Annotated in this window: 21 protein-coding genes; 12 read left to right on the top strand and 9 right to left on the bottom strand. The window is 63.8% G+C overall.

Translation table 11 applies throughout. The features are described 5' to 3' along the window. The first annotated feature begins 75 nt into the window (after nucleotides 1-75). The 4 genes from ACSW29_RS26930 to ACSW29_RS26915 all read left to right on the top strand — a co-directional run bounded on the left by ACSW29_RS26930 (nucleotide 76) and on the right by ACSW29_RS26915 (nucleotide 4051). Entirely contained in the window at nucleotides 76-1116 is a 1041-nt protein-coding gene (locus tag ACSW29_RS26930; RefSeq protein WP_448278947.1) for an ROK family protein, read from the top strand. A gap of 94 nt (nucleotides 1117-1210) precedes the next feature. Next, nucleotides 1211-2017 carry a lysophospholipid acyltransferase family protein gene (locus tag ACSW29_RS26925; protein ID WP_230813556.1) on the top strand — a complete coding sequence of 269 codons (807 nt, stop codon included), beginning with the start codon at nucleotides 1211-1213 and terminating at the stop codon, nucleotides 2015-2017. A 66-nt stretch (nucleotides 2018-2083) separates the two neighbouring features. Next, nucleotides 2084-2575 (top strand): polyadenylate-specific 3'-exoribonuclease AS, encoded by a 492-nt coding sequence (locus tag ACSW29_RS26920; protein WP_230813553.1) that lies wholly within the window; start codon nucleotides 2084-2086, stop codon nucleotides 2573-2575. A 90-nt stretch (nucleotides 2576-2665) separates the two neighbouring features. Beyond that, nucleotides 2666-4051: a class II 3-deoxy-7-phosphoheptulonate synthase gene (locus ACSW29_RS26915; protein WP_007730070.1), complete on the top strand. Its 1386-nt coding sequence runs from the start codon at nucleotides 2666-2668 to the stop codon at nucleotides 4049-4051. Between the two features lie 63 nt (nucleotides 4052-4114). Here the strand turns inward: ACSW29_RS26915 and ACSW29_RS26910 are convergent, their stop codons facing one another. Continuing rightward, on the bottom strand, nucleotides 4115-4543 hold the full coding sequence (locus ACSW29_RS26910) for a protein-tyrosine phosphatase family protein (RefSeq protein WP_448278729.1): 429 nt from the start codon (nucleotides 4541-4543) through the stop codon (nucleotides 4115-4117). 27 nt (nucleotides 4544-4570) lie between these two features. Continuing rightward, on the bottom strand, nucleotides 4571-6634 hold the full coding sequence (gene pknB, locus ACSW29_RS26905) for a Stk1 family PASTA domain-containing Ser/Thr kinase (RefSeq protein WP_448278728.1): 2064 nt from the start codon (nucleotides 6632-6634) through the stop codon (nucleotides 4571-4573). 303 nt (nucleotides 6635-6937) lie between these two features. On the opposite strand from pknB, the gene ACSW29_RS26900 reads away from it, so the two are divergent. Then, the gene (locus ACSW29_RS26900) at nucleotides 6938-7306 is read left to right on the top strand and encodes an Rv2175c family DNA-binding protein (protein WP_230813547.1); all 369 of its coding nucleotides are present in this window, start codon (nucleotides 6938-6940) and stop codon (nucleotides 7304-7306) included. Between the two features lie 35 nt (nucleotides 7307-7341). Here ACSW29_RS26900 and ACSW29_RS26895 read toward each other — a convergent pair whose 3' ends face one another. From ACSW29_RS26895 to ACSW29_RS26880, 4 genes are all read right to left on the bottom strand, one after another. Next, nucleotides 7342-8283, bottom strand: a complete 942-nt coding sequence (locus ACSW29_RS26895; protein ID WP_317826346.1) for a phytoene/squalene synthase family protein — start codon at nucleotides 8281-8283, stop codon at nucleotides 7342-7344. A 19-nt stretch (nucleotides 8284-8302) separates the two neighbouring features. After that, a complete protein-coding gene (locus ACSW29_RS26890) occupies nucleotides 8303-9871 on the bottom strand; it encodes an alpha-(1->6)-mannopyranosyltransferase A (protein ID WP_317826347.1) in 1569 nt (522 codons plus the stop codon). 98 nt (nucleotides 9872-9969) lie between these two features. After that, nucleotides 9970-11562 (bottom strand): phytoene desaturase family protein, encoded by a 1593-nt coding sequence (gene crtI / locus ACSW29_RS26885; RefSeq protein ID WP_230813541.1) that lies wholly within the window; start codon nucleotides 11560-11562, stop codon nucleotides 9970-9972. A 2-nt stretch (nucleotides 11563-11564) separates the two neighbouring features. Beyond that, the gene (locus tag ACSW29_RS26880) at nucleotides 11565-12704 is read right to left on the bottom strand and encodes a polyprenyl synthetase family protein (RefSeq protein WP_230813539.1); all 1140 of its coding nucleotides are present in this window, start codon (nucleotides 12702-12704) and stop codon (nucleotides 11565-11567) included. A 170-nt stretch (nucleotides 12705-12874) separates the two neighbouring features. Here ACSW29_RS26880 and ACSW29_RS26875 point away from each other — a divergent pair, with 170 nt between their 5' ends. Further along, nucleotides 12875-13864, top strand: a complete 990-nt coding sequence (locus tag ACSW29_RS26875) for a methylenetetrahydrofolate reductase (RefSeq protein ID WP_230813537.1) — start codon at nucleotides 12875-12877, stop codon at nucleotides 13862-13864. Nucleotides 13865-13912: 48 nt separating this feature from the next. Here the strand turns inward: ACSW29_RS26875 and ACSW29_RS26870 are convergent, their stop codons facing one another. The 3 genes from ACSW29_RS26870 to ACSW29_RS26860 all read right to left on the bottom strand — a co-directional run bounded on the left by ACSW29_RS26870 (nucleotide 13913) and on the right by ACSW29_RS26860 (nucleotide 16978). After that, nucleotides 13913-14707, bottom strand: coding sequence for an LppM family (lipo)protein (locus ACSW29_RS26870; RefSeq protein WP_448278727.1), 795 nt, complete (start codon nucleotides 14705-14707; stop codon nucleotides 13913-13915). 70 nt (nucleotides 14708-14777) lie between these two features. Further along, the gene (locus tag ACSW29_RS26865; protein ID WP_448278726.1) at nucleotides 14778-16376 is read right to left on the bottom strand and encodes a phytoene desaturase family protein; all 1599 of its coding nucleotides are present in this window, start codon (nucleotides 16374-16376) and stop codon (nucleotides 14778-14780) included. Then, nucleotides 16373-16978: a GNAT family N-acetyltransferase gene (locus ACSW29_RS26860; RefSeq protein ID WP_230813532.1), complete on the bottom strand. Its 606-nt coding sequence runs from the start codon at nucleotides 16976-16978 to the stop codon at nucleotides 16373-16375. Before ACSW29_RS26860 ends, ACSW29_RS26865 begins: the two co-directional genes overlap by 4 nt. 147 nt (nucleotides 16979-17125) lie before the next feature. Between ACSW29_RS26860 and ACSW29_RS26855 the strand changes: the two genes are divergently transcribed. From ACSW29_RS26855 to ACSW29_RS26830, 6 genes are all read left to right on the top strand, one after another. After that, complete coding sequence (locus tag ACSW29_RS26855; protein ID WP_230813530.1) at nucleotides 17126-17677, top strand: SAV_6107 family HEPN domain-containing protein; 552 nt, start codon at nucleotides 17126-17128, stop codon at nucleotides 17675-17677. A gap of 237 nt (nucleotides 17678-17914) precedes the next feature. After that, on the top strand, nucleotides 17915-18352 hold the full coding sequence (locus ACSW29_RS26850; RefSeq protein ID WP_230813528.1) for a DUF3040 domain-containing protein: 438 nt from the start codon (nucleotides 17915-17917) through the stop codon (nucleotides 18350-18352). 555 nt (nucleotides 18353-18907) lie between these two features. Continuing rightward, complete coding sequence (mraZ, locus tag ACSW29_RS26845; RefSeq protein WP_003941779.1) at nucleotides 18908-19339, top strand: division/cell wall cluster transcriptional repressor MraZ; 432 nt, start codon at nucleotides 18908-18910, stop codon at nucleotides 19337-19339. A 190-nt stretch (nucleotides 19340-19529) separates the two neighbouring features. Further along, nucleotides 19530-20543, top strand: a complete 1014-nt coding sequence (gene rsmH, locus ACSW29_RS26840) for a 16S rRNA (cytosine(1402)-N(4))-methyltransferase RsmH (RefSeq protein WP_230813526.1) — start codon at nucleotides 19530-19532, stop codon at nucleotides 20541-20543. After that, complete coding sequence (locus ACSW29_RS26835) at nucleotides 20540-21184, top strand: hypothetical protein (RefSeq protein ID WP_317826352.1); 645 nt, start codon at nucleotides 20540-20542, stop codon at nucleotides 21182-21184. Before rsmH ends, ACSW29_RS26835 begins: the two co-directional genes overlap by 4 nt. After that, nucleotides 21181-23055, top strand: a complete 1875-nt coding sequence (locus ACSW29_RS26830) for a peptidoglycan D,D-transpeptidase FtsI family protein (RefSeq protein ID WP_448278725.1) — start codon at nucleotides 21181-21183, stop codon at nucleotides 23053-23055. The genes ACSW29_RS26835 and ACSW29_RS26830 overlap by 4 nt, the downstream gene beginning before the upstream one ends. The last annotated feature ends 34 nt before the right edge of the window (nucleotides 23056-23089 follow it).

The raw sequence follows: 23089 nt of genomic DNA, 5'->3' as shown, positions 1-23089 counted from the left end.
AATGGTCACCGACGCACGAGGCACCGATACAGGGTGCGCACTCCAACGGGCGCCGCTCGCGCGGGAATTGGCGAGATGAGCGCGCGCCGCTTGAAAGCGGTCTCCGACTCCACCATGGACGACGTCTTGACGGTCGGCATCGACGTCGGCGGGACGAGCATCAGGGCCTCCGTCGTGGACGTGGACGGACAAGTGCTCGAGATGATTCAGGCCCCGACTCCGCAGTCCGCCAGAGCTCTCGAAGACGGCCTTGATCGCGTCGTACGCGAGTTGGTCACCAGGCACGAGGTATCGGCTGTGGGGTTGGCGGTCGCGGGCTTCATCACGTCCGATCGAAGCTCGGTTCGGTTCGCGCCGCACTTGCCGTGGGTGGACGCGCCGGTCGGAAGCGACTTGAGCAAGCGACTCGGACTGCCGGTCGTTCTCGAGCACGACGCCAACGCAGCAGCATTTGCCGAACATCGATTCGGCGCGGCCGCAGGGGGCCGCAATGTCGTGATGGTGGCAATCGGGACCGGAATCGGCGGCGCGCTGCTGATCAACGGCGAGCTGTATCGGGGGAGTCACGGCGTCGCCCCCGAACTCGGCCACATCCAGGTCGTGCCAGGCGGGCGGCAATGCGCGTGTGGCAAACGTGGGTGCTGGGAGCGCTATTGCAGCGGAACGGCACTCGTGGACACGGCAATCGAACTGCTTGCCGCCGACCCGGCCGCGTCGACGGTTCTGGCGCGTGAGGTAGCGGTGGATCCGGGGTCCCTCACCGGTCGTCGGATCGCCAACGCCGCGCAGGACGGTGACCCACTCGCGCTGGCGACCATCGCCGAGTTCACCCGTTGGCTGGCCGTCGGACTGGCGATGGTCGGCGACGTCTACGACCCCGATCTGGTGGTGATCGCCGGCGGCGTCGCAAGTTCAGCCCCACTGTTTCTCGACGACGCCCGTGAGCAGTACGCGACATTGCTGACGGGCGCGAAGCACCGCCCGCTGGCACGAATCCGTTCGGCTCAGCTGGGCGAAGCTGCAGGGATGGTCGGCGCCGCAGCCCTGGCTCGCTCGGTAGTGCCTCAGGATCTCGGTGGGGTCGACGGCGCTGGAACCACATCTGCCGGAGTGTGATCGGGTCGATCCTGCAGGGGCGTGTGTAGCGGGGGTTACGGGTCGGCAGTAAGGTCGTACTCAGCGAAATTCAGTTGTGAATGGGAGGGACGCCGTGTGGTATTGGCTCTTCAAGTATGTGTTGCTGGGGCCGATTCTCTGGCTGCTCGGGCGTCCGACGGTCAAGGGTCACGAGAACATTCCGACTGACGGAGCGGCTATCCTGGCGAGCAATCACCAGGCGGTTCTGGACTCGTTCTACCTTCCGCTTCGCGTCAACCGCCGCATCACGTTCCTTGCCAAGAGCGAGTACTTCACCGGTTCCGGTCTGAAGGGCGCTTTCCAGAAGTGGTTCTTCACCGCGGTCGGTCAGGTCCCCATCGACCGAACCGGCGCGGACGCGGCGCAGGATGCGCTCAACGCCGGTCTCAATGTTCTCGGTTCTGGCAGTCTGCTGGGCATCTACCCCGAGGGAACGCGTTCGCCTGACGGTCGCCTCTACAAGGGCAAGACCGGAATGGCGCGCCTCGCGCTCGAATCGGGCGTCAAGGTGATCCCGGTTGCGATGGTCGGTACCGACAAGATGAATCCGATCGGCTCGCGGATGTGGCGCCCTGCCAAGGTCACCGTCATCGTCGGCGAACCCATCGATTTCTCCCGCTTCGAAGGCATGGGCGGAAACCGCTTCGTCGAGCGCGCTGTGACCGACGAAGTGATGTACAAGCTGATGAAACTCTCCGGCCAGGAGTACGTGGACATCTACGCGGCGAGCCTGAAAAACCAGGCGCCCACGAAACCCGAAGTTGCCGTCGACGTTCCGTCGGAGAACGGCGAGTCGGTTGTTGATCTCGTCGCCTCCGCCGAGTCGAAGGAAGCCGCGAAGACCGACAAGGATTCGGTCCCGGACGCACAGGCCAGCTAGAGATTTCCCACATCTGCCGCACGTGCATTGGCTCCAGGGCCTGCGCGTGCGGCATAGTTTTCGGACGTGCGCTACTTCTACGACTGTGAATTCATCGAAGACGGTCGAACCATCGATCTCGTGTCCATCGGCGTTGTCTGCGAGGACGGCCGGGAGTACTACGCGGTCTCGACGGAGTTCGATCCCGCCCGTGCCGGTAGTTGGGTGCGCAAGAACGTGCTGCCGAAGTTGCCGCAGCCGTCGTCGCCGCTGTGGAAATCCCGCGAGAAGATCCGCGACGACCTACTGAAATTCTTCGTTCCGCGTCCGATGGTCGTTCCGGAGCTCTGGGCGTGGGTCGCCGCCTACGACCACGTCGCGCTGTGCCAGCTGTGGGGCGATATGACCGAACTACCGCAGTCGATGCCGCGCTACACCCGCGAACTGCGACAGTTCTGGGAAGACAACGGCAGTCCTGCCCTCCCGTCAGCACCTGCCGACGCACACGACGCACTTGCCGATGCCAGGCACAACCTCGTGAAGTTCGACGCGATTTCGGCAGTACGTTCACTTCGCTGACCACGTCTTCGGCGCGCGAGAATTGTCCCGATTGAGCTGCGATCGAGAGCCTGTGTGACGCGCCGACGGGTGAGCGAATATCCTGTAGAGGTGAACTGGACTGTCGACGTGCCGATCGACCGCTTGCCCGAACTCCCGCCGCTGCCTGCCGGACTGCGTAAGCAGCTCGACGAGGCGCTCGCGAAGCCCGCTGCTCAGCAGCCCTCGTGGCCCGCTGACCAGGCGGCCGCCATGCGGACTGTGCTCGAGAGCGTGCCTCCCATCACGGTGGCCAGCGAAGTCGAGGCGCTGCAGGAGCGTCTCGCGCAGGTCGCGCGTGGTGAGGCATTCCTGCTCCAGGGCGGTGACTGCGCCGAGACATTTGCGGACAACACAGAGCCGCACATCAAGGGAAACATCCGCACGTTGCTGCAGATGGCCGTCGTGCTCACCTACGGTTCCTCGATGCCGGTCGTCAAGGTTGCTCGCATCGCCGGCCAGTACGCCAAGCCGCGTTCTGCCGACATCGACTCGCTGGGTCTGAAGTCCTACCGCGGCGACATGATCAACTCGCTCGTCGCTGACGAGGCAGTCCGCGCGCACGATCCTTCGCGTCTGGTGCGTGCATACGCCAACGCCAGCGCCGCGATGAACCTGGTTCGCGCGCTCACCGGCGCCGGCATGGCCGACTTGCACAAGGTGCACGACTGGAACCGTGAGTTCGTTGCGGCGTCTCCCGCCGGCGCACGCTACGAGCAACTCGCTGCCGAGATCGACCGCGGCTTGCAGTTCATGAACGCGTGTGGCGTCACCGATCCGAGCCTGCACCAGGCACAGATCTTCGCCAGCCACGAGGCTCTGGTTCTGGACTACGAGCGCGCGATGCTGCGTCTCGACAACGACAGCGATCACCCTAAGCTCTACGACCTGTCGGCTCACTTCCTCTGGATCGGTGACCGCACCCGTCAACTCGACGGCGCGCACATCGCCTTCGCCGAGTTGGTGTCCAACCCGATCGGTCTCAAGATCGGTCCGAGCACGACGCCGGAAATGGCGGTGGAATACGTCGAGCGCCTCGACCCCACCAACAAGCCGGGTCGGCTGACCCTGATCTCACGCATGGGTAACGGCAAGGTCCGCGACCTGCTGCCCGCGATCATCGAGAAGGTCCAGGCCACCGGCCACCAGGTCATCTGGCAGTGCGATCCGATGCACGGCAACACGCACGAAGCCTCCACCGGATACAAGACGCGCCACTTCGACCGCATCGTCGACGAGGTGCAGGGCTTCTTCGAGGTCCACAACGGTCTCGGCACGCATCCGGGTGGCATCCACGTCGAGCTGACCGGCGAGAACGTCACCGAGTGCCTCGGCGGCGCACAGGACATCTCCGACCTCGATCTCGGCGGTCGCTACGAGACGGCGTGCGATCCGCGACTGAACACGCAGCAGTCGTTGGAGCTTGCCTTCCTCGTGGCCGAGATGCTTCGAGGCTGACACCTCGCCCGTACTGATTCGCCGGTAAACGCCCTCACCTGCTCGCGCAGGTGGGGGCTTTCACTATTTCGTGAATCGCGTGACAAATCGGCGCTGCCACGGCATTTCGACGGCGCGAGGTGAGTAGTGTGCGCGAACGTACGCGGTGGCGTCCTGACTCGGCACGCCGTCCACGATGGCGAGAGCGGCCAAAGCTGTTCCGGTGCGGCCGTATCCACCACCGCACGCGATCTCGACTCGTTCGGTTTTCGAACGCACCCACACTTCGTGCAGGGCGCTGCGCAGCGCAGCCGGATCGCTCGGCAACCAGAAATCTCGCCAGCGGATCCACACCGAGTCCCACTCGGTAGCGGGAGGTTCCTTACCGGTCAGATAGACGCCGAAGGTGGGGAGAGGTCCGGAAGGAAGTGGATTGCGGAGTCCTCGACCCCGAATCGATCGGCCCGACGGCAGGTCGAGTATCCCTAAGCTCTCGGGTTCCCAGGTGACCATGAATTCAGACTAGGCCGAAGCGAACTGTCAGGGAATTGCGACGACGCTGATGTCGGTGCCCTTGGCAACGAGGTCGTTCTTGACGCTCTGGCTGATGATGACCGAGCTGTCGTTCTGAGTGAGCTGACGCACGGTGATCTCGAGGCCGAGGCGGCCGAGTTCTTCGCGTGCGGAGGAGACGGAGCGGCCGATCAGCGAGGGAACCTTGACGGAGTCGGAGATCAGGAGAACAACGGAGGTGCCGGCGTTGACCGAGGACCCGACAGCGGGATCGGTGCCGATCACATTACCGCCCTCGACGGCGTCGTCGAACGTAGTTCTGGTGGTGCTGACGGAGATGCCTACCTTGTCGAGGGCGGCGCGTGCGGCGTTCTCGGACATGCCCTTCACATCGGGAATGTCGACTGGCGGTGACCCTTTGGACGTGATGACCTTGACTGAGGAGCCCACGGCAACTTCGGTTCCCGGTGCCGGGTCGAGGGCTGCCACGCCGCCGATCGGGATCTTGGAACTGAAGGTGTCCCCGCCGTCGACCGCCACGAGAGTGCGGTCGGAGAGTTGTGCGCCCAACGCCGTGACGTCGCCGCCGGCCGGAATGGGTGGGACCGTCGGACGCCCGAGCGAAGTCAGAAGCGCGACGGTCGAGCCTTTGGTAACCCTGGATCCGGAGGCCGGGTCTGTCCCGATCACCATGTCGATCGGTTGGGCATCGGAGTACTGACCCTGGACGTCGGGAGTTAGCCCGGCGTCCTGCAGGGCGGTGACTGCAGTGTCCTTGGTCAGCCCGTCGATCGAGGGAACGGCTGTGTAGCGGCCCGAGCCCATCCACCATCCGCCGAAGCCCAATGCAAGCGCGAGGACCGCGATGACGAGCAGCCAGATCAGGGTGGCTCGCCGAGATTTGCGTCGTGCCTCGACAAAATGAGCGTGCGGATCGAGGGGCCCCAGTTGCTCGTCGCCGAAATCGGAACCGTCGTCGAAATCCGAGTCGCCGTCGACCGTCGACGGACGAGCAGTTTGAGCGGTGACCGCGCGAGTGTGCTGGATGCCGCCAGGGGGAGGGGAGCCCGTGCCGAGCGCCGTGGTGGCTGCGGCAGCAGGGGCAATGCCGGACGCCAACACTGTCGTGGCAGCAGGGTTCGGGCGCGCAGCAGAGTTCGGGCGCGCATCCGTGGGGGGCGCCGGCGCCGGTTGTGGCCGAGCCGGGGCAACCTGCGCGCTTTGGTGCTGGGCGCTTCGGCGCGGCGCCGGGACACGGTACGACGGAAGCTCCAGTTGTTCGCTCACGCTGCGAAGTGCAGCTGCCATCTCACCGGCGTCGGCAAAACGATGTGCCGGCTCGCGATGAGTGGCTTCGGCAACCAGCCGATCGAATTGCGCCGGTACACCGGGGATGCGGGAGCCGGGGCGCGGGACATCATCGTGGATGCGTTGGTAAGCGATGGAGAGCGACGTATCACCGGTGAAAGGGGTTGTACCAGTGAGAAGTTCGAACATCAACACGCCGGTGGAGTAGACGTCGCTTCGAGTGTCGGCAATTCCGGACGTCACCTGTTCCGGCGACAGATAGGCCGCGGTGCCGAGGATCACGCTGTTGGATGTGGTGGTTGCTGCCGCAGCTGCACGCACCAATCCGAAGTCGGCGATCTTCACTTCACCGGTGTCCGAGATGAGGATGTTCTCCGGTTTGACGTCACGGTGAACCAGTCCCGCTCGGTGCGCGACCGCCAGCGCGTCCAGGACAGGGGCTACGACTGCTGCAACGGCGTGAGGCGGCATCGGTCCGCGCTCACGGAGGAGTTCGCGCAAAGTTCCACCGTCGACGAGTTCCATGACGAGGAACACGTGATTGCGATCGCTGCCCTGGTCGTAGACGGCCACCAGGGCCGGATGCTTGAGCCGGGCCACGGCCCTGGCCTCGAACTCGAAACGAGTCAGGAATGCTGGATCACCGGCGAACTGCGGGTCCATCACCTTGATCGCGACAGGTCGATCCAACCGTGTATCAAGGCCTCGATACACGGTCGACATACCGCCGCGCGCGATCGGTGCGTCCACTCGATAGCGGCGCTCGAGCATTTCGCCGATCAACCCTCGACCTCCGTAATGACTATTCCTCCGTGCTTGCGATCTGTCTGCTTGCGGTCTGGGTGGTAGCTGTCAGCGTGTGGGTGGTTGTATACCGCGTACTGGTTCCCGCAGTGAGGGCACCGATTCGCATCCACCGCGAAATTCCGGTTACTGATACGCCGCATCCCGTCCATCGTAGCCAGCGATACCGACGCGGAAGTCTCGAGAACGTCACAGAGCGCTGTGACCTAAGCGGAGCGGCAGTTTCGAGCACTGCACCGGGCGGTACCTAGCGGGCTCGCCGGACCGGATAAACTTCTCGCGGTGAGCGCGATTCCTTATTGTGATGATGTCCTGGATTCTTCGGTTTCCCTGTTCCAGCTTGTGGATGTGGCGAAGAACGTCGGGTTGCCGGTGAGCAAAGTTCACCAGTTGCTTCGCGATCACAAGATCGTCGCAGTCAAGCGTCACGGTGTTCTCGGTGTTCCCGAAGTGTTCTTCGGTGAGGACGGCCAGATCGTCAAGTGGCTGCCGGGTCTCCTGGCGGTATTGCACGATGGTGGCTACACCGACATCGAAATCCTTCGCTGGTTGTTCCTGGCCGATGATTCCCTGCCTGGTCGCCCGGTAGACGCACTGCATGGTGATCTCGCGCGTGAGGTCATCCGCCGCGCGCAGGCGATGGCCTTCTAACTTGTCGGCTTTCCGACAACTCACCCACTGCGTACTCAACCGCGCCGGCTTTTCACCGCGTACGTAGCGGACCGGACGAGACCGGGCGCAGCGACCCGAAGTCGCGTGCGTCCGGGAACGGATACTCGTCGATGCAGTATCCGGAAGTCGGCGCGCTCGACCTGATCGAGGATTGCCCCGTACAACACGAAAGCTGTGTGGATCGACGGCTGGACCCGCCGGTCGAGCATCGGGATTCCGGATTCGGCGGACCGATACCGCCCTCGCGTCACGGCAATGAAGTGTGCCAGTGCGCGCTTGACGCGAACGTCCACCGTTCCGGTTCTGCGCCCGTGCTCGAGCATCTCGATGTCGACGCCGAATGCGGCGAACTCGTTTGCCGGTAGATACAGACGTCCGCGGTCGAGGTCTTCACCGACGTCGCGGATGAAGTTGGTCAGCTGAAACGCCTCACCGAGATTCGACGCGGGCACTACGGCTTCCTGCTGCGGAACGCTCACTCCGAGAATCGGGAGCATCTGCAAACCGATGACGACCGCCGAGCCATACATGTACTCGCCCAATTCGTCCATGGTGTTGTAGACGGGTCGAAACTTCGCCGTGTCGGGGGCGTCCATCCGCATGGACTCGAAGAAGGCTTCGAAATATGCACGAGGAATGTCGAACATCTGCACGGCGTCGGCGAAGGCCGGCAGCACACGGCTCAGGTCCGATGGAATCGTTGCCGGGAGGTCACGTATTCCAGCGGCGTCCAGCGTAGTGAAGGTCGCACGTTCGACATCGGCGAGGACGGTGCCGCGTTCATGCGGACCCGATGGTTCGTCCACGACGTCGTCGACGATGCGAGCAAATGCGTAGAGTGCGTGAACTGCGCGGCGTCGTGGCTCGGGTAGCAACCGCGCGGCCAGAAAGTACGTGCGGCCGTGTTCCTTTGTCACGCCCTCGCAGAATCCGTAGGACGCGGACAGTGCGTTCATGACCTGCGGATCACGCGGATCATGACGTCGAGGTCGCCGAGGCTGGTGTTGAGACTTCGACCGGTTTTTCATGATGGCGTCCACGAAGTCGGAGTGGGTCTTCCGTTTGCAAGGACATCGCCGCGATCACGGCGGCGAAGATGGCCAGAGCCACATGCGGGAAGGTGTACAGACCGATGGATCCGTCCGGCTGGAACACCAGCATGAGCCAGGTGGACAGGCCGGTCAGTACAGCGAGGGTGGTCGGCGACATTGCAAAACCGGCCGCAACTGCCAGCGGCCAGGAGTAGTACCAGGGGAGTGCGGCGGGGGAGAGAACGACGATGGCGACCATCACGATCACGATGCCCATAACGGCGTCGCGCTCGGTCTTGCGGTAGCGCCACCACACGACGGCGATGATTGCGATCAACACAACCGCCGAGATGGTCCGGGAGACTTCGAGGATGTCGTTGAAATGGTCACCGGCGAACCAGGAGGTGGCCATGGTTCCGATGTGCGCCACGATCGTGGGCAGCGAGAGCCAATTGATGATCTTCGCCGAGCCGGAGAGTGCCGTCGTCCAGCCGAGACCGACGCCGGCAATCAGTGAGGTGGATCCGAGTACTGCCACGAACACGGCAAAACCAGCACCCGCGGTCTTGACGAACGACCGGATCGGTGACGCCGGTTCGCGGCCGGCGGCCGCGGCAGCCTCCCGCTCGTGAATCATCCAGATCCAGACGATGAACGGGAGGGCAACGCCCGCGGTTGCCTTGATCGCGACGGCGAGCGCAATCAATCCTATTCCGAACAGGTGCTTACGTTCGAGAGCGAGCGCTATGCCTGCGGCCATGAGGCCGACCATGAGCATCTCGTTGTGAACGCCGCCGATCAGGTGTATCAGGACGAGGGGATTGAGTACTGCGAGCCACAGGGCGATCGAGGTGTTTCCGCCGAGCTTCGTCGCGAGATGGGGGACGGCCCACATCATCAGGGCGAGTCCGGGGAGCATCGTGATCCGCAACAGCATCGTGCCGGCGATGACGTTCTCGCCGGTCAGACGCACGATGGCGTCGGCGAGGAGAAGGTGAACCGGTCCGTACGGAGTAGTTGTCGTCGTCCACACGTTGGAGACGTTGTCGAGCAGGATCCCCGGATTGACGACTGGGCCGACGGCGTACGGGTCGAAGCCGTTGCGCAACAAGGCGCCTTGTGCCAGGTAGGAGTAGGCGTCACGGCTGAACATGGGAACCGCGAACAGCAGCGGAAACGTCCAGACCGGGACGACGTAGCGCAGACCGCGCAGCGAGACGTCACCGCGCAGAGTCGAGCGGCCCAGTCGAACCCAGGCGCCGATCATGCAGAGAACACCGATCCACACGATTGCCGCCGACAGGATCGATCCGTGTCCGAATCGTAGCCAGGACAGATGCATCGACTCGAGCAGCGGATCCTGGCGCCGGACGCTACCGGCACCGAATCCGCCGAAAGTGATCATGACTGCGCCGAAGAAACCGAGCAGTGCACTGTGACCTTCGGGAGTCCGAAGGAAATCGGCGGCCCTTAGGTGCCACGGTATTTCAGTGGCTGCGGCAGAGGACGTCATCGGTGCAGGTTCCTCCCCCGAGGAGATCGGTGTCGATCGGCGCGTGCAGCGCCCGAGTCGGTGAATCGTGGATGAATGGTCGGTTACGAGGGGCTAGTTTAGTTGCTCGCACGAGTGCACACCGCTCTGGCTCGCTCGCGTGTACCGGTAATACGTTCGGCGGCGAGCCGACCGGACAGCAGAACGGTCGGTACTCCTACCCCCGGAACGGTTCCCGACCCGGCGAGAACGACGTTGTCGAAGCCGCGGGCGAGGTTCTTGCGTCGGAACGGCCCCGTCTGGGTGAAGGTGTGTGCCGCCGCGAACGGACTACCGGCGGCCATGCCCTTCTCGAGCCAGGTCTGCGGGGTGTCGACTCGATCGATCTCGAACGACTCGACCAGTCCCGTGTAACCGCGTTCCTGCAGCGTGAGGATGATTTCGCGGACGTAGGGCGGGCCGAGAGTCGACCAGTCGAGCGGCGCACTGTCCAGATTCGGGCACGGCGCGAGGACTGACAACGGTTCACGGATCCGGCCGTCTCGCGAGAAGGCCAAGCCTGGATCGGTCTGTGCCGGTCGGGTGACGAGCAGTGACGGATCACTCATCAGTTGCCCGCGGCCGCGGCGTGCCGTGATCTCGGCGAAGGTACGCTTCCACGCCTCGCCGAAGTCGATCATGTGGTGTCGCTGCGCGGGCCATCCGTCGGCGACCGCAGCGGAAACCGTGCCGTGAATCACGACCGCGGACGGCGATGTACGCACCGGGCGCGGGCGGAATCGGGTATGTGGGCGCAGGAGCGAGTCCGTGACGACCATGTCGGGAGTGAGGACAGCGGCGTCACAGTGGAAGCGCTCACCGTCGCGTGTGTGCACGGCATGCACGCGCCGATCGCTCACTTCGAGGCGTTCGACAGTGCGGCCGAGATGCAGAATTCCGCCGGCCTCGGTGAAGGCGTCGGCCATCGACTCGGCGATCGTGCGCATCCCGCCCTCGGGAAAGTAGACGCCGAGCGAGGTATCCATGTGCGCGATCGCCCCGTACACCGCGAGCGCACGAGACGGAGCAACGCCCGCATACAGCGCTTGGAAGGTGAAGATCCGCCGAAGGCGAGGGTCGTGGATCTTGCGATCCACCTGCCCACCCAGTTTCCCGAATCCTCCCAGCGCGACGAGTCGTCTCAGATCCTTGATCGCGGCACGCGAATTGACCAGTCCGAGGGGAGAATCGAAGTCGGCGTCCATGAAGCGATCGAATTCGGCGTCGAAGATCCGGTTCAGCCATCGGCGTAGCGCGCGGTATCGCTGCGCTTCTTCCGGCCCGCAGACGCGGGCTACTTCGGCAGCCATGTCTTCGGGATCAGCGTGAACGTCGAGAGCGGTGCCGTCCGCGAATCGCGCGTGGTACGTCGGATCGAGCTTGTGCACAACGAACTTGGGGTTCGTCGAGTCGGGGTCGGCCCCGACGGCGGCAAGAGCGTCTTCGACGAGTTCGGGCATCGTGAGCACTGTTGCGCCGTTGTCGATGCTGTAGTCACTGCATTCGTAGATGCCGACTCGTCCACCGACCGAGCTGTTGCTCTCGAGAATCGTGACTTCGCGCCCGGCGCCCCGCAGGTACAACCCCGCAGACAGTCCGGCAAGTCCGGCGCCGACGATCACGACTCGATCGGTCGGCGAGCTGACAGTTCGAGTGCGGTGCACGTCTGCCACGGTCAGTAGCTTCGCTTCGTGGCCGCGACCGCCATGTCGGTGAGACGAGCCTTGGCCTCAGCCGTCGCGGTGCTTGCACCGAGAGCGTTCGACGCTGCCTCGACGAGGGTGTCGATCTGCGTTTCGACGTCGGTGACGGCGCCGAGATCGGTGATCACCTCGCGCAGGGTGTCCACTTCGTTGTCGGTCAGCTCGGTGCCGATTCCGTTGCGAAGTAGTTCGGCCGCCGCCGGGTCCGCGGCGTCGGCGCGGTCGAGTGCCATCGCGAAGAGCACAGTCCGCTTGCCTGCAATGAGATCGTCGCCCGAGGGTTTGCCCGTAACGGACGGGTCTCCGAACACTCCGAGTAGGTCGTCGCGAAGTTGGAACGCGATGCCGATGTCGGTTCCGAACGTGCGGTAAGCGTCGATCAGCTCGGCGTCTGCACCGAACAGTGCGGCGCCGAGATGCAGTGGGCGTTCGATCGTGTACGCGGCGGTTTTGTAGCGGTTGACCCGCATGGCAGCCTCGACGGTCTCGTCACCGCGGGCTTCGTTGCTGATGTCGAGGAACTGGCCACCGAGCACCTCGGTGCGCATTGCCGACCAGACCGGGCTGACCCTTGCGGCTGCCTCGGGGCTGATCCCGGATTCTCGGATCATGTCGTCCGCCCAGGCCAACGCCAGGTCGCCGAGAAGAATGGCGACGGCCTCGCCGAAGTGTGCGGAGTCGCCGCTCCACTTCTCGCCGCGATGCTGGTCCTCGAATTCGACGTGAACGGTGGGGAAGCCGCGCCTGGTCGTTGATGCGTCGATGATGTCGTCGTGGACGAGCGCGCAGGCCTGCACCAGTTCGAGGGCGGCGCATGCCCGAATCACGGCGTCCGCGTCGCTCCCGTTCGGGTCGCCTCCGGCGCCGAGCCAACCCGTCCAGGCGAACGACGGCCGGACCCGCTTTCCGCCACGCAGGACGAAGGCCTCGAGGGTATCGACGGCCTTCTCGTATCCACCGCCGATGTTCGAGACGAGTTCGCGGCGTGAAGCGAAGAAGTCGCGGAGCGCTCCTTCGAACATGCCCGGCAGTTCGAGTGAGGTCGGATGCGGTGCGGTGTTGGTCGAACTCTGTCCAACGCGCGCGGTTCCTGCGGACAGGGTGGCCTCCAAGATCGGTACGTTCTCGCGCCGGAGGGTTACACGGAAGCGAGCTTGGAGCCCAGCTTAGTGGGGGTTGGAATCAACGGCGGGTCGGGCCGTGAACTGCGTGATCCTGACATACGGGATGCGCAGCCCTGGGCGATGAGCTTGTTTGCGGCTGGAAAACATATGCTTGACCGGTGACATTCGATCCAGTCAGGGGCCGCTCCAGCGAGGGGTGGGCCACCCGAACACCGTCGATCGTCGATCGGATCGCTTCCTCGACAGGTAGCCGCATTCCGTTCTCGGTCGAGTTTTCGCCGCCGCGCGACGCCGACGCCGAAGCTCGCCTGTGGCGTGCGGTGCGTACCTTCGAACGGCTCGCACCGGCATTCGTCTCGATGACGTACGGCGCAGGCGGGTCGACGCGCGATCGGACGGTACGCGTCACCGGTGAACTGGCCGAAGAGACGACCCTGCTGCCGGTTGCTCACCTGACTGCGGTGTCGCACAGCACCGAAGAACTTCGTGCCATGGTCGGTGCTTACGCCGATCGTGGGATCAGCAACATCCTCGTGTTGCGCGGCGATCCGCCCGGCGATCCGCTCGGCGAGTGGAAGAAGCATCCCGAAGGCGTCGAGTACGCCGAGGAACTCGTGCGGATGGTCCGTGACCTGGGCGACTTCCACGTGGGTGTCGCGTCGTTCCCCGAGGGCCACTACCGCGCTCCGGACTTGGCATACGACACGAAGTACCTGGTGTCGAAGCTGCGTGCCGGCGCGGAGTACTCGATCACGCAGATGTTTTTCGACGTGGAGGACTACCTGCGTCTTCGTGACCGGGTGAGCGCGTACGACGCAGAACAGGGCGCCAAGCCGATCATCCCGGAGATCATGCCGGTGACCTCGCTGCGTTCGGTGCGGCGCATGCTCGAACTGTCGGGCTCGTCTCTGCCTCCCGCCCTCGAACGTCGATTCGATGCCGCGGCCGGAAGCGGTCCGGAAGAGAACCGTGCAGCGGTTCGTGAACTCGGCATCGATCTGGCCACCGAGATGGGTGAGCGGTTGATCGCCGAAGGCGCTCCGTGCTTGCACTTCATCACGTTGAACTTCGCGCGTGCAACGAGTGAGGTCCTCGAGCGCCTCGGTCTGACCCCCGACACCTCGGTCGGGACAGCGCAAGCGGTCTGATCTTCGGTTGCCTCGCTCGACAACAATCGAGTGCGCAACTGCCAGGCGCTACTTTGTGGTGTTTCTCGGATTCTTGGTGTCAGCTTGCTTCGTGACCGGTGACTTTGTGACAGGCGTCTTCATGGCCGGTGCTTTCGACGCGGGTGCACGCTTGACCGGTGCGCGATTGCGCGCCATCCAGGCCAGCGCGCCGACGACGATTGCGACCCCGAGCGTCAGTCCGGCCATGATGCCGGCCCAACCGGCGAAGCTGCGAGTGCTGGGATCCGCATAGTTGACCTCGGCACGCATCGTCGACACCTCACCGGCAGGCAACGTCCACGACACCCGGGAATCACCGTCTCGGGTTCCGTTCGTGGTGCCCACCCGTGCCGGGAATGCGATGCTGACCTGGACGTCAGCGCCCTGGGCCGGCAACGTCTTCAGGTCTACCTTGCCGTCGAGCGTGACGGTGTCTCCCGAGCGCTTGAGGGTGATCTGGAACGAGCCGGATCCCTCGGCGTACATCGAACTCAGCTGGGCGACGTCACCGAAAGACAAATCGCTGAAGAACGCCTGACTGCCGACGTACCCGTCCTTCTTGTACTCCTGGACCCGTACCTTGTCCTCCAGTGAGGAAGGCGGGGTCAGCTGGGGACCCTTGTCTGCCTCATCCGCAGGTATCGCGGCGGCGACCACCTGACCCGACACACGATCGTTCGCGGACACGCCCATCGACACCTGCACGCGGATGCACCCGGCCAGCAAGGGAACGAACATCAGGGCGAGCGCGGCAACCGTCAGGAAGCGTTTCCGACTGGTCGGCTTGGCGGCGGGATCGGTGGACTGTTGCACACTGGCCATCGTGCCAGCCGTGGCGTAGCCAGTCATCGAGGCGGGGGCGTGTCGGCGGGTGAAGTTCGGCGGGTGACCTTTACGACCTGCTCGAACGAAGCAACCAACGACCAGTCGCACCCCGGCGGCTGTCGGACAGTGCGATTCGGGCGGCACTGCGACCACTGGCTCCGGACACACCACCACCGGGATGCGTCGACGCACCGGTCAGATACAACCCGTCTGCTCCCGGAACGCGATGTCCGGACAGTTCCGGAAGCGGTCGCCACAACATCATCTGATCGAGTGACATCTCGACGTGCATGACATTTCCGCCGATCATCCCCAATTCCGACTCGATGTCGCGGGGAGTCTGAATGAACCGGTCGAGGATGGAATCAGCGAATCCGGGCGCGACGGCCTCCATCTCGCCGACGATCCGATCGGCCTCCGCCGCCGCGACCGACGCCCAATCACGATGTCCGCTGAGGCGATACGGTTGCCACTGCGACCACAGCGTCACCTGATGTCGACCGGCCGGGGAGATCGTGGGATCGATTCCGCTGAAACTCATTCCGAGAACCGCAGGGCGAGGAGGAAGTTCCCCCGCCAGCGCTGCGCCGTGTGCAGCGCGCAAGTGGGCGCGATCGGAAACCAGCAATTGCAATCCCGACGTGCTTTCCTGCGTCGTGGCGTCGCCGCGGTAGGACGGAAGCGCAGATGTTGCCAGTCGCAGTACCGCGCCGATACCGGGGCCTACCCTGATGCGGCGACGCCATCGTTCGAGCGTCTCGCCGTCGAAGCCGCCGCGGCCCAGGAGTTCGAGCGTGGTGAGGATGTGGCACCCGGCAATTACCTTGCGAGCCTGAACCTCTCGACCGTTCTCGGTCGTGACGGTCCAGTGATTCGAGTCAGGGCGGATCGACGCCACACCGTCGCCGAGTGAGATGGCGGCGCCGTCGACAGCCATGCGGGAGGCCAACGCAGCGCTCAGCGCGCCGCTCCCGCCGACTGCCCGCCCGGGGGGCAAGACGTGCATGAGTGCAGCGAAGCCGACCATCGGAGCGGTTCCCGGTTCCGACATCGGAGGCCCGGACTGGGCGCCGAACCACGCCAACGCAGCTTTGAGTTCCTCGCTGTCGAAATACTCGTCCAGCAGTGCGTCGCCAGGCGCGAGGAACTGCCGCGAGAGTTCGCTGTTGCCGCGTGCGGTGGCGAGACCCCCGAACGCACCGATCAGGTTCGATCCGGTGGGTGGCGCCGAAAACGCTTTCATGACGTGTTGACTGCGCTCCGACCAGACTGCGACGAACCGCCGATACGAGTCGGCGTCCTTTGTCCCGCAAGCTCGTTCGATGGACAGGCAGGTTGCGTCGAGGTCGCGGTGAAACACGATGCCCGGCCCGTCGGTGCCCGGGGCGGGCGGCGCGAACGCCCACGGGTCACAGTCGATGTAGCGCAGTCCGTGCGCGCCGAGTCCGAGTTCCTCGATGATGCCGCTGTGCCGAATCATGAGGTGCGCCGACGACCCGCGGTCCACCTTGTATCCGGGAAATCGCTCGACGGTCGAGACGGCGCCGCCGAGAACCGTGTCCCTCTCGAGCACCTCGACCGACCAACCCTCGCGTGCGAGGTAGGCGGCCGAAACGAGCGCGTTGTGTCCGGAGCCGACGACGACGGCGTCGAGAAGCGCGCTCACAGCGGCAGTCCGCGCCCGAGGACCGCGAACGGTCGGTTGTCGCCGGCAAAACGAAATCTGCGGAGCACGTCACGAAATCCGAGGCGACGGTACAGCCGCCAGGCACGGTTGTCCTCGTCGTACACCTCGGGGGTCGACAACAGAACACTGCGTTCGGGTCGATCGGCGAGGAGGTGGCGCAAGAGCGATTCGCCCAACCGGTGCCCTTGTCCGTTCGGATGCACGTGAAGTTCGGTGAGTTCGAAGTAGTCACTCAGAATCGCATCGATCTCGCTCTGGGGGCGACCCGAGCGCCGCAGCCCGTGCAGTACCTGCTGATGCCACCACTGGTCCGGGCTCCCGCGATACCCGTAAGCGATCCCCACCAGTGGCAGATTTTCGTGCGACGGTTGCTGGGGAACTGCCAATGCGCCGACGGCTTTCCAGCCAGGCCGGTTCGCATGCTCCTGCCACATCGGTGCGCGATGGAACTCGGTTCCTCGCGGATAGTCCATCGCTGTGACGTACACGGCCAGTGCCTCGTGGAGTCGATTCGCGAATTCTTCGCGGTCGAGGTCGACCGTATGTGGTGTCCAGGCGATCTGCGGGTCGACCGGTCTCACCTCTTCTCTTGACGGCGTGTCGGTGGGTGCAGTTATATTGAATAGGTCGAACAGATGTTCGATGTGGGTGATCCGGAGATGCCCGAAGGGAAGCGGGCATCTCCGGCCCACCCGGCCTTGGATCCTTACGGTGCAGGAGGTGCCCCGATGTCCGAGCGTGTGAAGCCTGAACGTGTGAAATCCGTACGAACTCTGCCTGCCGAGTTGTCGAGTCCGTCGGATGCCGCAATCTCTCGATTGCCGATGTCGGCGCGGCGGTCGTTCGGTGCGACGGCCACCAGCCACCGCAGTGTTCAAGTGGGAAAGTCTGGTGTGGCATGGGGACTGCTTCGGAAGGCGGATGCGCTTCTGGAGGAAGCGATAGGGGCAGGCGATCCTGCCGACCGGTTCCGGTGTGCTTACCTGGCGGCGTTGCGTGGTGCCGGGGCGGTGTTGGCGGCGGCTCCCGCCGGTGCCGGTTCGAAGCGTAAGCGAACCGGAAACGCGTGGGTCCTGATGGACGCCGCAGCGCCCGCGTTCGGTGCGTGGTCGAAGTTCTTCGCGGGGTGGTCCGCTACGCGTGCGGCCGTGGAAACCGGTGTGTCGATCGTCATCACAGACTCCGATTCCGACGCATTTTTTGCCGAGGTCGGTCGTTTTCTCACAGCAGTCGAAGATTTCATCGGTCAGGACACGTCCGCGCATTTGCAAGCGTCGTGAACAAATGGTCCGTCGCGGCAGTCATTTCCGGGGAAATTCCTGGTCCGCGCGGGCAAATGGAGCCGAATCGGGGCCCTTTGGCACGAATACGTACGCTTGTGGCGGAACTCGTACCCGGAGTTGGTGGTCCGAGACCTAAACTGCTCGTATTATGAAAACAGGTAATCGTTCAAGTTGATTACCCGCCGCCTCACACCGTGAGGTGGTTGCCAAACTTCCAGTGCCGGGGGAGGTACCGTGCCACTCTCCGAGCACGAGCAGCGCATGCTCGATCAGATCGAGAGCGCTCTCTATGCCGAAGACCCCAAGTTCGCCTCCAATGTGAGGGGCGGCCGTATGCGGGCGCCGTCGAGCAGACGGCGATTCCAAGCAGCGGCTCTATTCGTGCTGGGTCTGGTCCTGCTGATCGCGGGGGTTGCCCTCCCGCTCAAGCCGGGCGGTTTTCCGATCATCAGCCTGTTCGGTTTCTTGTTCATGTTCGGCGCAGGGGTGTTGTTCCTCTGGGGTGGTGGACGTAAGTCCGCAGCAGCTGCCGACCCCGCTTCAGAAGGCGGCAATCATCCGTCCGGTCCGCCGGGCAGGGGTGGTTCCGGACGAGGACGCGGCCGGAAATCCGGCGGCGGATTCTCGTCGCGGATGGAAGATCGATTCAAACGCAGGTTCGAGCAGGACTAGCTCTCCCGCCCTTTTTTGGGGCGTACTTCGAGAGTGATGCAGTTTGGACATGACGCCCTTTGCAGGGCACGAACGACCACACGAGTTGGTGTGGGTGTTGTCGTGTGCGCTGGCGGGGTTACCGGCGAATCAGTGACGCGCGAGCGAATCACGTGCCACCCTGGCCGCCCGTAGGCATGCCCACGGGCTTCCTCCACTTCGCTCCACCCGGTCCTCCACTTTCCTCCACCCTGGCCGAACTGCAATGCTCGACCAGACCTCGTCCAGCTCACGTCTATTCGAAAACCGTGCTTGTACTGCCATTTTGTCTGGGGGAGCGACAAGTCGTGGCGTGACGGGTCGATATGACGGTGGTGTGGGCCGGGACACGGTTGCAAATTTCCCCCACGTCTCCCCACCTGCACTGACCTGCTATTTGTCAGCAAATGATGCTGAATAGGGACCATGTGCTCCTTGTTTGTGGGGGAAAGTGGGGTACTGTGGGTTCGGGCGGAGAGCTGAAGCACGATCCGCTCGATAGGGAGGGTTTCAGCGCAAGCTCGCAGGAGGTGTCGAGTGTTCCTCGGTACCTTCACGCCGAAGCTGGACGACAAAGGTCGGCTCACGTTGCCGGCAAAGTTCCGAGACGAACTGGCAGGAGGATTGATGATCACCAAGAGTCAAGATCACAGCCTCGCCATCTACCCCCGGGACGAGTTCGTCAAGCTCGCTCGAAAGGCAGCGGCAGCTCCACGCAATGATCCGGCAGCTCGGGCGTATGTACGTGCCCTGGCCGCCGGCACAGATGAACAGCACGCCGATGCCCAGGGGCGAATCACCCTCTCGGCTGATCATCGGCGTTACGCAAACCTGTCGAAGGAATGCGTAGTGACCGGCTCCGTCGATTACCTCGAGATCTGGGATCTAGCAGCCTGGGAGAGGTATCTCGGAGACAACGAAGAGGACTATTCGCAGGCAACAGGCGAATCTCTCAGCGAGATCGTCTAGGCGAAGAGCCCCCGGCGAATGCCGCGAGGCCTCTGCCCGGAAAGACCCTGACGCACTTCCCCAGCGCCAGGTTCTCCTTCGGGCAGGGACCTCGAAGCATTCGCCTTCTCGAACAGTCATCGCCTTCTCGGAAAGTTAGCAACTTTTCGAAAAGTCATCGGAAATCATGAAAGTAGGAGCCGGAGCAATCATGGTGGATCACGAGGTGAACGAACCCTCGGATGCCGATGGCTTCGCCCACGTCCCAGTACTTCTGCATCGCGCCGACGATCTTCTCGGCCCTGCCATCACAGCCGTCGGTGACGGTGGTGCGGGCGCCTACATGATCGATGCGACGTTGGGGCTCGGCGGCCACTCCGAATTCTTCCTCGGCAAGTACCCGGGCCTTCATCTCATCGGTCTCGACCGCGACACCAATGCACTCCGTATCGCTTCCGAGCGTCTGGCACCCTTCGCAGACCGAACCACGTTCGTGCACACCACGTATGACGGGATCGAAGACGCGCTCGAACAGGCCGGTCTGCCGTCAACGGAGTCGGTTCACGCGATCCTCTTCGATCTGGGTGTGTCGTCGATGCAGTTGGACGAAGCCGACCGAGGTTTTGCATACTCGATCGACGCACCTCTCGACATGCGAATGGATCAGACGGTCGGGCTGACCGCGGCAGAGGTTCTCAACACCTACAGCCACGGCGACCTTGCTCGCATTCTGAGCACGTACGGCGAAGAGAGATTCGCCGGAAAGATTGCGTCCGAGGTCCTTCGGCAGCGTGAGCGTGAACCTTTCACTACCAGTGCAGCTCTGGTCGAGTTGCTGTACCGGACAATTCCCGCAGCCACGCGACGGACCGGTGGACACCCGGCCAAGCGCACCTTCCAAGCGCTGCGGATCGAAGTCAATGCCGAGTTGGATTCGCTTCGTGCAGCGGTGCCTGCCGGGCTCGACGCACTGGCAGTCGGTGGACGAGTGGTGTTCATGTCCTACCAGTCGCTCGAGGATCGAGTTGTGAAGGCGGAGTTGGTTCCCCGCTCCAAGTCCACCAGTCCTGAAGGTCTGCCGGTCGAGTTGCCGGGAATGGGCCCGGAGTTCCGCATTCTCACCCGTGGCGCAGAACGTGCGTCCGAGCAGGAAATCGAAGAGAACCCACGATCAGCTCCGGTGCGTTTGCGTGCCGCAGAACGCATTTCCAGGAGGCGAGCATGAGTGGTCAGGGTAAATCCGGTGCAGCGCAACGCGCATACGAGAAGCGCACCGCGCGGGCGGCTGGTCGGACCGGAACTGCCGCTGCTGCCGGCCCGTCGATCTCTCCTCGGGCGATGCTCAAGGGACGAGTACCGTTCGTGGCCTCCGTCATCGGACTTCTGTCGATCGGTCTTGCGGTGACACTGCTGCTGACCACTCGCGCTGCCGAAGATTCGTACCAACTCAGTGATGCGCGTGCCTATAACCAGTCTTTGGTCGAGCAGAAAGCAGCGCTCGAACGTGACTTCCAGTCGCGTAACTCGGCTCCGGAGTTGGCAAATCAGGCAAGCGCTCTCGGCATGGTGCCGGCCAAGGATCCTGCACGCCTGGTGGTGCATCCGGATGGTTCGGTCGAGGTCGTCGGAACGCCGACTCCCGCGACTGCCGGAGCGATGCCGCCGCTCGATGCGCCCACGTCGGTCCCCGCTCCGACCGCGACGCCACCGCGTACTACGACGCCGGTTGTTCCCGGAGCCACGCCGAGCGTTCCCAATAACACGCGAAACCTCGCGCAGAGTGAACAATTGGTTCCTGTGATCCCCACAACGACAGCACCCGCCACCACGACGGCGGTGCCTGCTCCGCCTGAGGAACGTCGGTGAGTCAGAACTCCCGTAACAACCCCGGTCGGCGTCCGCGCCGCTCGGCGACCGCTTCCTTCCCGTTTCGCCAGCGAGTCGGTCGTATCACGATGTGTGGTGCGCTCGCCGTTGCGGCATTGCAACTCTTGTGGATTCAGGGCATCGACGCGCCGAGCCTGGCGGCGGAGTCCGCGAATCAACGAACCACGACGCAGGTCGATCCGGCCGTACGTGGCTCGATTACCGACCGCAACGGAAATCCTCTCGCATTCACCATGGAAGCCAAGGCGCTGACCTTCCAGCCGGTGCGGGTACGCAAGGAACTCGAGGAAGCGCGCGCCAAGAGCCTCGAGCAGGGCGCCGAGGGCGACAAGCAGGCGCCGGAAGTGAGCGATCGCCTCGCCGAGATCGCCGCCGGAATCCACGCCAAACTCGGCGAGACCGTTCCGGAAAAAGATCTGCTTCAGAAGATGAACAGCAACGAGACTTTCACGTACCTCGCACGCAGCGTGGATCCGGCTGTTGCTGCCGAGATCTCGGACAAGTTCCGGGAGGTCGGCCTCGAGCGACAGGACATCCGCGAGTATCCCGGTGGCTCTCTGGCCGCGAATCTCGTCGGCGCGACCGGCTGGGACGGGCACGGTTTGCTCGGCCTCGAAGATTCGATGGACTCCACGCTCGCCGGAACCGATGGATCCGAAACGTACGACCGCGGTTCCGACGGCGCTGTGATCCCCGGTAGCTGGCGTGACAAGCAACCGGCAGTCAACGGTTCGGGCGTCGAACTGACCATCGATTCGGACCTCCAGTTCTACGTTCAGCAGCAGGTTCAGATCGCCAAGGACAAGTCGGGCGCAAAGAACGCTTCGGTTGTGGTCATGGACTCCAAGACGGGGCAGGTGTTGGCCATGTCCAACGACAGCACCTTCAACCCCGCGATCGGCATCGACAAGAACGCGCCGACAGCCGAAATGGGCAATCCGTCGGTCAGTACGCCGTTCGAGCCCGGATCGGTGAACAAGATCGTCACCGCTGCAGCGGCTATCGAGGACGGTAAGACAACTCCGGACGAAGTTCTGCAGGTTCCGGGCAGCATCACGATGTCCGGTGCCACAGTCAAGGACGCGTGGGATCACGGTGTGGCCCCGTATACCTCTACCGGTGTGTTCGGAAAGTCCTCGAACGTCGGCACATTGATGCTCGCTCAGCGAGTGGGCGAGGATCGCTACGCAGACATGCTGAACAGGTTCGGCCTCGGACAACGCACCGACGTCGGACTTCCCGGCGAGAGCGCGGGCAGCGTTCCGAGCCGCGACCAGTGGTCCGGCGGAACCTTCGCGAACTTGCCGATCGGGCAGGGCCTTTCGATGACAACCCTGCAGATGACGGGGATGTACCAGGCTATTGCCAACGACGGCGTGCGAATTCCTCCGCGGATCGTGAAGTCGACTGTCGATTCTTCCGGTGCTCGAACCGAGACGCCGCAACCCGAGGGCGTCGAGGTGGTCAGCGCCCAGACAGCCGCGACGGTTCGGGACATGTTCCGATCGGTCACCCAGGAAGACACGGGTAATCAACGAGGAACCGGTGTTGCCGCGGGCGTCGAGGGATATCAGGTCAGCGGCAAGACGGGCACCGCGCAGCAGGTGGATCCGGCGTGCAAGTGCTACTCCAACTCCAACTACTGGATTACCTTCGCGGGCATCGCGCCCGCGGACAACCCTCGATTCGTGATCGGAATCATGCTCGACGCCCCGGTTCGCGGCGTGGACGGCGGCGGCGGTCAATCGGCAGCGCCGTTGTTCCACAACATCGCCTCGTGGATGTTGCAGCGTGACAGTGTTCCGATGTCGCCGGATCCCGGTCGCAAGTTGGTGTTGCAGGCGGACTGATTGCGGGTGTGGGGTTCGACACGGTCTTCGGGTT

It is taken from the genome of Rhodococcus sp. GB-02 (assembly GCF_053470465.1).
The sequence above is the reverse complement of the archived record's forward strand: the minus strand, read 5'-3'. Positions and strand labels throughout refer to the sequence as shown.